This is a genomic window from Salmonella sp. SJTUF15581, assembly GCF_043356775.1.
In the GTDB taxonomy this organism is placed as follows: Bacteria; Pseudomonadota; Gammaproteobacteria; order Enterobacterales; family Enterobacteriaceae; genus Salmonella; species Salmonella enterica.
Genome location: NZ_JBEUJY010000006.1, coordinates 121,036 through 133,382, shown reverse-complemented (window position 1 = coordinate 133,382; position 12,347 = coordinate 121,036). Strand labels below are relative to the sequence as shown.

General features: G+C 56.0%; 15 protein-coding genes. 14 read left to right on the top strand and 1 reads right to left on the bottom strand.

Going from position 1 to position 12,347, the window contains the following annotated elements:
- Positions 1 to 70: 70 nt before the first annotated feature.
- The 3 genes from yedE (at position 71) to ABVN36_RS12750 (ending at position 2,154) form a co-directional block, all read left to right on the top strand.
- On the top strand, positions 71 to 1,276 hold the full coding sequence (gene yedE / locus ABVN36_RS12760; RefSeq protein ID WP_001519382.1) for a selenium metabolism membrane protein YedE/FdhT: 1,206 nt from the start codon (positions 71 to 73) through the stop codon (positions 1,274 to 1,276).
- Positions 1,273 to 1,506 (top strand): sulfurtransferase-like selenium metabolism protein YedF, encoded by a 234-nt coding sequence (gene yedF, locus ABVN36_RS12755; RefSeq protein ID WP_000790504.1) that lies wholly within the window; start codon positions 1,273 to 1,275, stop codon positions 1,504 to 1,506. The genes yedE and yedF overlap by 4 nt, the downstream gene beginning before the upstream one ends.
- Positions 1,507 to 1,800: 294 nt before the next feature.
- Positions 1,801 to 2,154: a hypothetical protein gene (locus tag ABVN36_RS12750; RefSeq protein ID WP_000590435.1), complete on the top strand. Its 354-nt coding sequence runs from the start codon at positions 1,801 to 1,803 to the stop codon at positions 2,152 to 2,154.
- 120 nt (positions 2,155 to 2,274) lie between these two features.
- Here the strand turns inward: ABVN36_RS12750 and fliE are convergent, their stop codons facing one another.
- Complete coding sequence (gene fliE / locus ABVN36_RS12745) at positions 2,275 to 2,589, bottom strand: flagellar hook-basal body complex protein FliE (RefSeq protein ID WP_000719037.1); 315 nt, start codon at positions 2,587 to 2,589, stop codon at positions 2,275 to 2,277.
- A gap of 216 nt (positions 2,590 to 2,805) precedes the next feature.
- On the opposite strand from fliE, the gene fliF reads away from it, so the two are divergent.
- From fliF to fliP, 11 genes are all read left to right on the top strand, one after another.
- Positions 2,806 to 4,494, top strand: coding sequence for a flagellar basal-body MS-ring/collar protein FliF (fliF, locus tag ABVN36_RS12740; RefSeq protein WP_023137970.1), 1,689 nt, complete (start codon positions 2,806 to 2,808; stop codon positions 4,492 to 4,494).
- Positions 4,487 to 5,482, top strand: a complete 996-nt coding sequence (fliG, locus tag ABVN36_RS12735; protein ID WP_000067735.1) for a flagellar motor switch protein FliG — start codon at positions 4,487 to 4,489, stop codon at positions 5,480 to 5,482. Before fliF ends, fliG begins: the two co-directional genes overlap by 8 nt.
- Positions 5,475 to 6,182 carry a flagellar assembly protein FliH gene (gene fliH / locus ABVN36_RS12730; protein ID WP_000064158.1) on the top strand — a complete coding sequence of 236 codons (708 nt, stop codon included), beginning with the start codon at positions 5,475 to 5,477 and terminating at the stop codon, positions 6,180 to 6,182. The genes fliG and fliH overlap by 8 nt, the downstream gene beginning before the upstream one ends.
- Positions 6,182 to 7,552, top strand: a complete 1,371-nt coding sequence (gene fliI / locus ABVN36_RS12725) for a flagellar protein export ATPase FliI (RefSeq protein WP_000213257.1) — start codon at positions 6,182 to 6,184, stop codon at positions 7,550 to 7,552. The genes fliH and fliI overlap by 1 nt, the downstream gene beginning before the upstream one ends.
- Positions 7,553 to 7,573: 21 nt before the next feature.
- On the top strand, positions 7,574 to 8,017 hold the full coding sequence (gene fliJ, locus ABVN36_RS12720) for a flagellar export protein FliJ (protein WP_000046981.1): 444 nt from the start codon (positions 7,574 to 7,576) through the stop codon (positions 8,015 to 8,017).
- The gene (fliK, locus tag ABVN36_RS12715; protein ID WP_023137971.1) at positions 8,014 to 9,237 is read left to right on the top strand and encodes a flagellar hook length control protein FliK; all 1,224 of its coding nucleotides are present in this window, start codon (positions 8,014 to 8,016) and stop codon (positions 9,235 to 9,237) included. Before fliJ ends, fliK begins: the two co-directional genes overlap by 4 nt.
- A 104-nt stretch (positions 9,238 to 9,341) precedes the next feature.
- Positions 9,342 to 9,809: a flagellar basal body-associated protein FliL gene (gene fliL / locus ABVN36_RS12710; protein WP_000132169.1), complete on the top strand. Its 468-nt coding sequence runs from the start codon at positions 9,342 to 9,344 to the stop codon at positions 9,807 to 9,809.
- A 4-nt stretch (positions 9,810 to 9,813) separates the two neighbouring features.
- Complete coding sequence (gene fliM, locus ABVN36_RS12705) at positions 9,814 to 10,818, top strand: flagellar motor switch protein FliM (RefSeq protein ID WP_000502811.1); 1,005 nt, start codon at positions 9,814 to 9,816, stop codon at positions 10,816 to 10,818.
- On the top strand, positions 10,815 to 11,228 hold the full coding sequence (fliN, locus tag ABVN36_RS12700) for a flagellar motor switch protein FliN (RefSeq protein WP_001282111.1): 414 nt from the start codon (positions 10,815 to 10,817) through the stop codon (positions 11,226 to 11,228). Before fliM ends, fliN begins: the two co-directional genes overlap by 4 nt.
- On the top strand, positions 11,228 to 11,605 hold the full coding sequence (gene fliO / locus ABVN36_RS12695; protein ID WP_000978276.1) for a flagellar biosynthetic protein FliO: 378 nt from the start codon (positions 11,228 to 11,230) through the stop codon (positions 11,603 to 11,605). Before fliN ends, fliO begins: the two co-directional genes overlap by 1 nt.
- Positions 11,605 to 12,342, top strand: coding sequence for a flagellar type III secretion system pore protein FliP (fliP, locus tag ABVN36_RS12690; RefSeq protein ID WP_001253411.1), 738 nt, complete (start codon positions 11,605 to 11,607; stop codon positions 12,340 to 12,342). Before fliO ends, fliP begins: the two co-directional genes overlap by 1 nt.
- Positions 12,343 to 12,347: the final 5 nt, after the last annotated feature.

Sequence of the window (12,347 nt, the reverse complement as noted above, 5' to 3'; positions counted from 1 at the left end):
GGCAAATTCTGTGATCGGTGTAGTATGCGCACTTCTTGTTTCACACCTTCTGAGTTCAGAGGCTAAACACATGTCATGGCAACACTTCAAGCAAACCTGGTTAATTAAATTCTGGGCGCCGGCCCCTGCGGTGATCGCAGCCGGTATTCTCTCTACCTACTATTTTGGCATCACCGGCACGTTTTGGGCCGTGACGGGCGAATTTACCCGCTGGGGCGGGCAAATTTTGCAGCTTTTTGGCGTTCATGCCGAACAGTGGGGCTACTACAAGCTGATTCATCTGGAAGGTACGCCGCTGACGCGTATCGACGGAATGATGATCCTCGGCATGTTCGGCGGCTGTTTCGCCGCGGCGCTGTGGGCCAACAACGTAAAATTGCGTATGCCGCGCAGCCGAATCCGTATCGTACAGGCGGTGGTCGGAGGCATGATCGCTGGCTTCGGCGCGCGTCTGGCGATGGGGTGTAACCTGGCCGCCTTTTTTACCGGGATCCCGCAGTTCTCCCTACACGCGTGGTTCTTTGCGCTGGCGACCGCTATCGGCTCCTGGTTCGGCGCCCGCTTTACGTTGCTGCCGATATTTCGCATACCGGTGAAAATGCAAAAGGTCTCCGCGGCTTCGCCACTGACGCAGAAACCGGATCAGGCAAGACGGCGTTTCAGGCTCGGTATGCTGGTCTTTATCGGCATGATTGGCTGGGCGTTATTAACGGCAATGCATCAGCCGAAACTGGGGCTGGCGATGCTGTTCGGCGTCGGGTTTGGGCTGCTGATCGAGCGCGCGCAAATCTGCTTTACTTCGGCCTTTCGCGATCTGTGGATCTCCGGACGCGCCCATATGGCGAAAGCGATTATTTTCGGCATGGCGGTCAGCGCTATTGGTATTTTCAGCTACGTGCAGTTGGGCGTTGCACCTAAAATTATGTGGGCTGGCCCGAATGCGGTCATTGGCGGACTGCTGTTCGGTTTTGGCATCGTGCTGGCGGGCGGCTGCGAAACCGGCTGGATGTACCGCGCCGTAGAAGGCCAGGTGCATTACTGGTGGGTAGGCCTCGGCAATGTCATCGGTTCGACCATCCTGGCTTACTACTGGGATGATTTCGCGCCCGCGCTGGCGACCAGTTGGGATAAAGTTAACCTGCTGAATACCTTTGGTCCGCTGGGGGGGCTGCTGGTCACCTATCTGTTGTTATTTACCGCGCTGATGTTAATTATCGGCTGGGAAAAACGTTTTTTCCGCCGTGCGGGGCTGACGCCTGCTAAGGAATCTGTATGAAAAATATCGTCCCTGATTACCGTCTGGATATGGTTGGCGAACCTTGCCCGTACCCGGCGGTCGCCACTCTGGAAGCGATGCCGCAGCTAAAAAAAGGTGAGATCCTGGAAGTGGTGAGCGACTGTCCGCAGTCCATTAATAATATTCCACTGGATGCGCGCAATCACGGTTATACGGTGCTGGATATCCAACAGGATGGCCCGACAATTCGTTATCTGATTCAAAAATAAGCGCATACTCCCGCTGTACGTTACGGCGGGAGACCTTTTTACGGCATAACCGGCAAAAATCTACAACGCATAAAAGAAATCAGACAAGGTCGTCTTGTGCGCCGTGGCATAAATCTATTATATAACGTATACCGTTTTAATTTTGTCTGAGCCGATGAAAAACCCAGGGTTATTTTAATCAAAACATAAAACAATTATTATTTTCCGTCTACGCCATAAAAGACTATCAGGTATTTATATTTTTACTCACTGACACCATCAGGTGATGATTTATGCACAGCAGAAGCCCAAAAAATGATAAAAATTATTTTCATCTCCATTATTGGAGTCGTCTGTCTTGCCGCTGCCCGTTACTCACCCGTCACAGTGGTCAATGCACATCCGAGCGCCATTGCCCGCTGTCTCGCTGATAATCTGTCCCCGTATGGGTATATACTGGATCTCCATGAAACAGATATTCCAGGCATTAATAAAGAATTTACCGTGTATTATCGCAACGGCGCATATATTGCAGGAACATTCTGGATTGCAAACTCAATGACAATCGCGTCAGAACGAATAGTAGGAATGAATGGCGTCAGTAAACAGGCGTACCCTATTTTTAATAAGTCCCTGCAACAATGTGCAACCCGCTTATCAATAAAATGAGCGCGCCTCGCAAAAAACAAGCCCACATAATCACGCACTGGTTGCATGGGCGTCGCGTCCCCCGCCGCTGACTTAGGTAAGCGCCCGGGAGTTCGCTGCGGATGTGTTGTCAACCCTGGCTTAAACCTGCATGGACATGACTTCCTGATACGCGGCGACCAGCTTGTTGCGCACCTGAATCCCCATTTGCATGGAGACGGACGCTTTTTGCATATCGGCCATTACGTCATTAAGCGCAATGCCCGGCTCACCCAGAGTGAATTTTTCCGCCTGAACGCGCGCCGCCGTCTGTCTGTCGCTAATACGATCCAGCGCAGCATGTAGCTGGCCGGCAAAACTCACCGTCGACTGCGAGTGCGTGTCTTGCCCGCGCGCGGCCATCGCCGTCGCCTGTAACTGGCTAATAACCCCTTCAATCCCCTGTATTGCTGCCATGCTATTCCCCTGGATGATTTTTTACGCAGCAGAGATTACCAGTTTGTCAATAAGATAAAGGCGTTAAATAACGATAAAAAACCTCGGTTTTTAGCGCATAGAAAAATTCGAAACCACAAATAATGAGACCGTCAATTTTTCGAGTTTGCTGACCCGGGAGTGAGTCTTGTTCCACTTTGCAAAAAACGCCGTCCACGATCAGTCACGAGGTGCGAGATGAGTGCGACTGCATCGACTGCAACCCAACCTAAACCTCTCGAGTGGCTTAATCGCCTACGCGCGAATCCCCGAATTCCGTTAATTGTGGCGGGTTCCGCTGCCGTGGCGATCGTCGTTGCGATGGTGCTGTGGGCCAAAACGCCCGATTACCGCACGCTATTTAGCAACCTTTCCGATCAGGACGGCGGCGCGATCGTCGCGCAGTTGACCCAGATGAATATCCCCTATCGCTTTGCCAATGGCAGCGGCGCGATTGAAGTGCCCGCCGACAAAGTGCATGAGCTGCGTCTGCGTCTGGCGCAGCAGGGGCTGCCTAAAGGCGGCGCGGTAGGCTTTGAACTGCTTGATCAGGAAAAATTCGGTATCAGCCAGTTCAGCGAGCAGGTGAATTATCAGCGCGCGCTGGAAGGTGAACTGGCCCGGACGATCGAGACGCTGGGTCCGGTAAAAAGCGCCCGCGTTCACCTGGCGATGCCAAAGCCGTCGCTATTTGTGCGGGAACAAAAATCCCCTTCTGCTTCCGTCACCGTCACACTTGAACCGGGACGGGCGCTGGATGAAGGACAAATTAGCGCCGTGGTACATCTGGTTTCCAGCGCTGTCGCCGGTTTGCCGCCAGGAAACGTCACTCTGGTCGATCAATCCGGTCATCTGCTCACGCAATCCAATACCAGCGGTCGCGACCTTAATGACGCGCAATTAAAATTTGCTAATGATGTGGAAAGCCGTATCCAACGCCGTATCGAAGCCATTCTGTCGCCTATCGTCGGGAACGGTAATGTTCACGCTCAGGTAACCGCCCAGTTGGATTTTGCCAATAAAGAGCAGACGGAAGAGCACTACAGCCCGAACGGCGATGCGTCGAAGGCCACCCTGCGTTCACGTCAGTTGAATATTAGCGAACAGGTAGGCGCGGGCTATCCCGGCGGCGTGCCTGGCGCGCTGTCGAACCAACCAGCGCCGCCTAACGAGGCGCCGATCGCCACGCCGCCGACCAATCAACAAAACGCGCAGAATACGCCACAAACCAGCACCAGTACCAGTACCAACAGTAACAACGCTGGCCCGCGCAGTACACAACGTAATGAAACCAGTAACTACGAAGTGGACCGCACCATTCGTCACACCAAAATGAATGTAGGCGATATTGAGCGTCTCTCCGTGGCCGTCGTGGTGAATTACAAAACGCTGGCGGATGGCAAACCGCTGCCATTGACCGCCGATCAGATGAAACAGATCGAGGATCTAACCCGTGAGGCGATGGGTTTTTCTGATAAACGCGGCGATACGCTAAACGTGGTGAATTCACCGTTTAGCGCAGTGGATGACACCGGCGGCGAACTGCCCTTCTGGCAACAGCAGTCCTTTATCGATCAGTTGCTCGCGGCAGGTCGCTGGTTGCTGGTGCTGGTGGTGGCCTGGATTCTGTGGCGCAAAGCAGTACGTCCGCAGTTGACGCGCCGCGTTGAAGAAGCGAAAGCGGCGCAGGAACAGGCACAGGTTCGCCAGGAAACCGAAGAAGCCGTGGAAGTACGCCTTAGCAAAGACGAGCAGCTCCAGCAACGCCGAGCTAACCAGCGTCTGGGCGCCGAGGTGATGAGCCAGCGTATTCGCGAAATGTCAGACAACGATCCGCGCGTGGTGGCGCTGGTCATTCGCCAGTGGATGAGTAACGATCATGAGTAATCTTAGCGGTACCGATAAAAGCGTCATTTTGTTGATGACCATTGGCGAAGACCGGGCGGCAGAGGTGTTTAAACACCTCTCCACCCGCGAAGTACAGGCGTTAAGTACGGCGATGGCTAACGTGCGTCAGATCTCCAACAAACAACTGACGGACGTACTATCAGAGTTTGAGCAAGAAGCGGAGCAGTTCGCCGCGCTGAATATCAACGCCAACGAATACCTGCGCTCCGTACTGGTTAAAGCGCTGGGCGAAGAACGCGCCTCCAGCCTGCTGGAAGATATTCTGGAAACGCGCGATACCACCAGCGGTATCGAAACGCTCAACTTTATGGAACCGCAGAGTGCCGCCGACCTGATTCGCGACGAACACCCGCAGATTATCGCCACCATTCTGGTCCACCTCAAACGCAGTCAGGCCGCCGATATTCTGGCGCTGTTTGACGAGCGTCTGCGTCATGATGTGATGCTGCGTATCGCGACATTTGGCGGCGTACAGCCGGCGGCGCTGGCGGAGTTGACCGAAGTGCTGAATGGCCTGCTCGACGGTCAGAACCTGAAACGCAGCAAAATGGGCGGCGTAAGAACCGCGGCGGAAATTATCAACCTGATGAAAACGCAGCAGGAAGAAGCGGTTATTACCGCTGTGCGCGAATTCGACGGCGAACTGGCGCAGAAAATCATCGACGAGATGTTCCTGTTCGAAAATCTGGTGGATGTGGACGATCGCAGTATCCAGCGTCTGTTGCAGGAAGTGGATTCCGAATCGCTGCTGATCGCTCTGAAAGGCGCCGAACCGCCATTACGCGAGAAGTTCCTGCGCAATATGTCCCAGCGCGCCGCCGATATCCTGCGCGACGACCTTGCCAACCGTGGCCCGGTTCGTCTGTCTCAGGTGGAAAACGAGCAGAAAGCGATTCTGCTTATTGTGCGTCGTCTGGCGGAAACCGGCGAAATGGTGATTGGCAGCGGCGAGGATACCTATGTCTAATGAATTGCCGTGGCAAGTCTGGACCCCCGACGATCTCGCCCCGCCGCCGGAGACGTTTGTGCCGGTTGAGGCTGATAACGTGACCTTGACAGACGATACGCCGGAGCCCGAACTCACTGCCGAACAGCAGCTGGAGCAGGAGCTGGCGCAGCTAAAAATACAGGCCCATGAACAAGGTTATAACGCCGGGCTGGCGGAGGGACGGCAAAAAGGACACGCGCAGGGATACCAGGAAGGGTTAGCGCAGGGGCTGGAGCAAGGACAAGCCCAGGCGCAGACGCAGCAGGCGCCGATTCATGCCCGTATGCAGCAGTTAGTGAGCGAGTTTCAGAACACGCTTGACGCGCTCGATAGCGTTATCGCCTCACGGCTGATGCAAATGGCCCTGGAGGCTGCGCGTCAGGTCATCGGCCAAACGCCGGCGGTGGACAACTCGGCGCTGATTAAACAGATTCAACAACTGTTGCAGCAAGAGCCGCTCTTTAGCGGCAAGCCGCAGTTGCGCGTGCATCCGGACGACTTACAGCGGGTGGAAGAGATGCTGGGCGCCACGCTCAGTCTTCACGGATGGAGGTTACGCGGCGATCCAACGTTGCATCACGGCGGGTGTAAAGTCTCTGCCGATGAGGGCGATCTGGACGCCAGCGTCGCTACTCGCTGGCAAGAGTTGTGTCGCCTGGCGGCGCCGGGAGTGCTCTGATGACCACGCGCCTGACCCGCTGGCTTACCGCGCTCGACAACTTTGAAGCCAAAATGGCGTTATTGCCGGCGGTGCGTCGTTATGGACGTTTAACCCGCGCCACTGGCCTGGTACTGGAGGCCACCGGTCTCCAGCTTCCGCTGGGCGCCACCTGCATTATTGAGCGCCAGGACGGCCCTGAAACCAAAGAGGTGGAATCGGAAGTCGTCGGTTTTAACGGCCAGCGTCTGTTTTTAATGCCGCTGGAAGAGGTCGAAGGCATTCTGCCCGGTGCCCGCGTTTACGCCCGTAACGGGCATGGCGACGGTCTGCAAAGCGGCAAACAGCTACCGCTCGGCCCGGCCCTGCTTGGTCGGGTGCTGGATGGCGGCGGTAAACCGCTCGACGGACTGCCTGCGCCGGATACGCTGGAAACCGGCGCGTTAATCACGCCGCCGTTTAACCCGCTACAGCGAACGCCAATCGAACATGTGTTGGATACCGGCGTACGCGCTATCAACGCGTTGTTAACCGTAGGGCGCGGTCAGCGTATGGGACTCTTTGCCGGTTCCGGCGTCGGTAAGTCGGTTCTGCTTGGCATGATGGCGCGCTACACGCGGGCGGACGTGATTGTCGTGGGACTTATCGGCGAACGTGGCCGCGAAGTTAAAGATTTTATCGAAAATATTCTCGGCCCCGACGGCCGCGCGCGTTCGGTGGTGATCGCCGCCCCGGCGGATGTTTCGCCACTGCTGCGAATGCAGGGCGCCGCCTATGCCACCCGCATCGCCGAAGACTTTCGCGATCGCGGACAGCATGTGTTGCTGATTATGGATTCGCTGACGCGCTATGCGATGGCACAGCGTGAAATTGCGCTGGCAATCGGCGAACCGCCAGCCACCAAAGGTTATCCGCCCTCGGTGTTCGCAAAGCTACCGGCGCTGGTCGAGCGTGCCGGTAATGGTATCCATGGCGGCGGCTCTATCACCGCGTTTTATACCGTGTTGACCGAGGGGGACGACCAACAAGATCCCATTGCCGACTCGGCACGCGCAATCCTCGACGGACACATTGTCTTGTCCCGCCGTCTGGCGGAGGCCGGGCACTATCCGGCCATTGATATAGAGGCGTCAATCAGCCGGGCGATGACCGCGCTCATTACCGAGCAGCACTATGCGCGGGTACGGCTATTTAAACAGTTGCTTTCCAGTTTCCAGCGTAACCGCGATCTGGTCAGCGTCGGCGCCTATGCCAAAGGTAGCGATCCGATGCTCGATAAAGCCATTACCTTATGGCCGCAACTGGAAGCGTTTTTACAGCAAGGCATTTTTGAACGGGCCGACTGGGAGGACTCTCTGCAGGCGCTCGATTTAATTTTCCCGACGGTGTGATAAAGCAGGAGGGCGACGATCATGGCACAACATGGCGCTCTGGAAACACTCAAAGATCTGGCCGAAAAAGAGGTAGATGACGCGGCGCGTTTACTGGGCGAAATGCGTCGCGGCTGCCAACAGGCGGAAGAACAGCTCAAAATGCTGATCGATTATCAGAATGAGTATCGCAGTAATTTGAACACCGATATGGGCAACGGCATCGCCAGTAATCGCTGGATCAACTATCAGCAGTTTATTCAGACACTGGAAAAGGCGATAGAGCAGCATCGCCTCCAGCTTACGCAGTGGACGCAAAAAGTCGACCTGGCGCTGAAGAGCTGGCGTGAGAAAAAGCAGCGACTTCAGGCCTGGCAAACCTTACAGGACCGACAAACCGCGGCAGCGCTGTTAGCTGAAAACCGCATGGATCAGAAAAAGATGGATGAATTTGCTCAGCGTGCAGCAATGAGGAAACCCGAATGATCACCCTGCCCCAACTGATCACCACCGATACCGACATGACCGCGGGTCTGACGTCAGGAAAAACCACCGGTTCAGCCGAGGACTTTCTGGCGCTCCTGGCGGGCGCGTTAGGCGCAGACGGCGCACAGGGCAAAGACGCCCGCATCACGCTGGCCGATTTACAGGCGGCAGGCGGCAAGTTATCGAAAGAGCTACTGACCCAACATGGCGAGCCGGGCCAGGCGGTGAAGCTTGCCGACCTGCTGGCGCAAAAAGCGAATGCGACGGATGGAACGCTTACCGATCTGACACAAGCGCAGCATCTACTGTCTACGCTAACGCCATCGTTGAAAACCAGCGCTCTGGCCGCACTGAGTAAGACGGCGCAGCATGATGAGAAAACGCCCGCGCTGAGCGATGAGGATCTTGCCAGTCTGAGCGCCTTATTCGCCATGCTGCCCGGACAACCTGTCGCGACGCCTGTCGCCGGAGAGACGCCGGCTGAAAATCACATCGCCTTGCCGTCACTGTTGCGCGGCGACATGCCATCGGCGCCGCAGGAAGAGACACATACGCTCTCTTTTAGCGAGCATGAAAAAGGGAAAACCGAGGCGTCGCTTGCGCGCGCCAGCGACGATCGCGCCACGGGGCCATCACTGACGCCGCTGGTGGTCGCTGCCGCCGCGACCAGCGCGAAAGTGGAGGTGGATAGCCCGCCCGCGCCAGTAACGCATGGCGCGGCAATGCCGACGCTCAGCAGCGCCACGGCGCAACCGCAACCGCTACCTGTCGCCTCAGCCCCGGTACTCAGCGCGCCGTTAGGCAGCCATGAATGGCAGCAAACGTTCAGTCAGCAGGTCATGTTATTTACGCGTCAGGGACAGCAAAGCGCGCAGCTTCGATTGCATCCGGAAGAGTTAGGTCAGGTGCATATTTCGCTCAAGCTGGATGACAATCAGGCGCAGCTCCAGATGGTATCGCCGCACAGCCATGTCCGCGCCGCGCTGGAAGCCGCCCTGCCCATGTTGCGCACTCAGTTGGCGGAAAGCGGCATTCAGTTGGGACAAAGCAGCATCAGTAGCGAAAGCTTTGCCGGACAGCAGCAGTCTTCATCGCAACAACACTCTTCCCGCGCCCAACACACGGACGCGTTTGGCGCTGAAGATGACATAGCGTTAGCGGCGCCGGCCTCGCTTCAGGCCGCCGCGCGCGGCAATGGCGCAGTGGATATCTTCGCCTAACGCCAGAGGTAGCATGATTATCCGCGTCTTTTCCACGCTTTGTCGTGGACAGGACACGGGATAATCAGCCAATAAGCAGTACCGAAACAGGAAGCCCGTATCAGATGACTGACTCCGCGATTAACAAAAAGAGCAAACGCTCGATTTGGATACCTTTGCTGGTGTTGATTACCCTCGCCGCCTGCGCGACCGCCGGTTATAGCTACTGGCGTATGCAGCAGCAACCGACCACGAACGCTAAAGCGGAACCGGCTCCGCCGCCCGCGCCGGTATTTTTTGCGCTGGATACGTTTACCGTCAATCTGGGCGATGCGGATCGCGTGTTGTATATCGGCGTGACCCTGCGTCTGAAAGACGAAGCGACACGCGCGCGATTAAATGAATATCTGCCGGAAGTGCGCAGCCGTCTGCTGTTGTTGTTTTCCCGCCAGAATGCCGCCGAGCTCTCAACAGAAGCTGGCAAACAAAAACTGATTGCCGCCATTAAAGAGACGCTGGCCGCGCCGCTCGTTGCCGGACAACCAAAACAGGTCGTCACTGACGTGCTTTATACAGCTTTTATTCTGCGGTAACGATATGGGCGATAGTATTCTTTCTCAGGCTGAAATCGATGCGCTGTTGAACGGCGACAGCGACACCAAAGACGAACCCACTCCCGGTATCGCAAGCGATAGCGATATTCGCCCTTACGATCCCAATACCCAGCGTCGCGTCGTGCGTGAACGCTTGCAGGCGCTGGAGATTATTAACGAGCGTTTCGCACGCCAGTTCCGGATGGGATTATTTAACCTGCTGCGCCGCAGCCCGGATATTACCGTGGGCGCCATACGTATTCAGCCGTATCACGAATTTGCGCGTAACCTGCCGGTACCGACCAACCTGAACCTGATCCACCTGAAGCCGCTACGCGGCACCGGGCTGGTGGTGTTCTCGCCGAGTCTGGTGTTTATTGCCGTCGATAACCTGTTCGGCGGCGACGGCCGCTTTCCGACCAAAGTCGAGGGCCGCGAGTTTACCCATACGGAACAGCGGGTCATCAACCGTATGTTGAAACTGGCGCTGGAAGGCTATAGCGACGCATGGAAAGCCATTAATCCGCTGGAAGTGGAGTATGTGCGTTCCGAAATGCAGGTGAAATTTACCAATATCACCACCTCGCCGAACGATATCGTCGTCAATACGCCGTTTCATGTGGAGATCGGCAATCTGACCGGTGAATTTAACATCTGTCTGCCATTTAGCATGATCGAGCCGCTGCGTGAGCTGCTGGTGAATCCGCCGCTGGAAAACTCGCGCCATGAAGATCAGAACTGGCGTGATAACCTGGTACGCCAGGTTCAGCACTCTGAACTGGAGCTGGTGGCCAATTTTGCCGATATTCCGTTACGTCTTTCCCAGATTTTGAAGCTGAAACCCGGCGATGTACTGCCGATTGAAAAACCCGACCGCATTATTGCTCATGTGGACGGCGTTCCGGTACTCACCAGCCAATATGGCACCGTAAACGGACAGTATGCGCTACGCGTAGAACATTTGATCAACCCAATTTTGAATTCGCTGAATGAGGAACAGCCCAAATGAGTGACATGAATAATCCGTCCGATGAGAATACTGGCGCATTGGATGATCTGTGGGCTGACGCGTTAAACGAGCAAAAAGCGACCACCAATAAAAGCGCCGCCGACGCGGTTTTCCAACAGCTTGGCGGCGGCGATGTCAGCGGTGCTATGCAGGATATCGATCTGATTATGGATATCCCGGTCAAACTGACCGTAGAGCTGGGCCGCACGCGAATGACCATTAAAGAACTGCTGCGTCTGACGCAGGGGTCGGTCGTCGCGCTGGACGGGCTGGCGGGCGAGCCGCTGGATATCCTGATTAATGGCTACCTGATTGCCCAGGGTGAAGTGGTCGTCGTGGCGGATAAATACGGCGTACGTATCACCGATATTATTACGCCATCCGAGCGTATGCGTCGTTTGAGTCGTTAATGATGAAGACAGAGGCCACGGTTTCTCAGCCCACCGCGCCAGCCGGATCGCCGCTCATGCAGGTGAGCGGCGCATTAATTGGCATTATTGCGCTCATTCTGGCGGCGGCCTGGGTGATTAAGCGTATGGGATTCGCGCCCAAAGGAAATAGCGTCCGGGGGCTCAAGGTGTCAGCCAGCGCCTCGCTTGGCCCGCGCGAACGCGTGGTGATTGTCGAGGTCGAAAATGCGCGTCTGGTACTGGGCGTGACCGCCTCGCAGATCAACCTGCTGCACACCCTCCCGCCCGCGGAGAATGACACGGAAGCGCCCGTTGCCCCACCGGCGGATTTCCAGAACATGATGAAGAGCTTACTCAAGCGTTCCGGGAGATCCTGATGCGCCGTTTGTTATTTCTTTCTCTGGCGGGTCTGTGGCTTTTTAGTCCCGCCGCCGCTGCGCAACTGCCGGGGCTTATCAGCCAACCATTAGCGGGCGGAGGCCAAAGCTGGTCATTATCCGTCCAGACGCTGGTATTCATCACCTCGCTGACGTTTCTGCCGGCGATTTTACTGATGATGACGAGCTTCACGCGTATCATCATTGTTTTTGGCCTGTTGCGTAACGCGCTGGGCACGCCCTCGGCACCGCCAAATCAGGTGTTACTCGGGCTGGCGTTGTTTTTGACCTTTTTTATTATGTCGCCCGTCATTGACAAGATTTACGTGGATGCTTACCAGCCGTTTAGCGAGCAGAAAATTTCTATGCAGGAAGCGCTGGATAAAGGCGCGCAACCGTTACGCGCGTTCATGCTGCGCCAAACCCGCGAAGCCGATCTGGCGCTGTTTGCCCGTCTGGCCAACAGCGGTCCGTTACAGGGACCGGAAGCAGTACCGATGCGTATCCTCCTGCCCGCTTATGTCACCAGCGAATTAAAGACGGCGTTTCAGATCGGTTTTACGATTTTCATCCCTTTTTTGATTATCGACCTGGTGATCGCCAGCGTATTGATGGCGTTGGGGATGATGATGGTGCCGCCAGCGACAATCGCCCTACCGTTTAAGCTGATGCTGTTTGTGCTGGTCGATGGTTGGCAATTGCTTGTGGGGTCGCTGGCCCAAAGCTTTTACAGTTAGAGGCG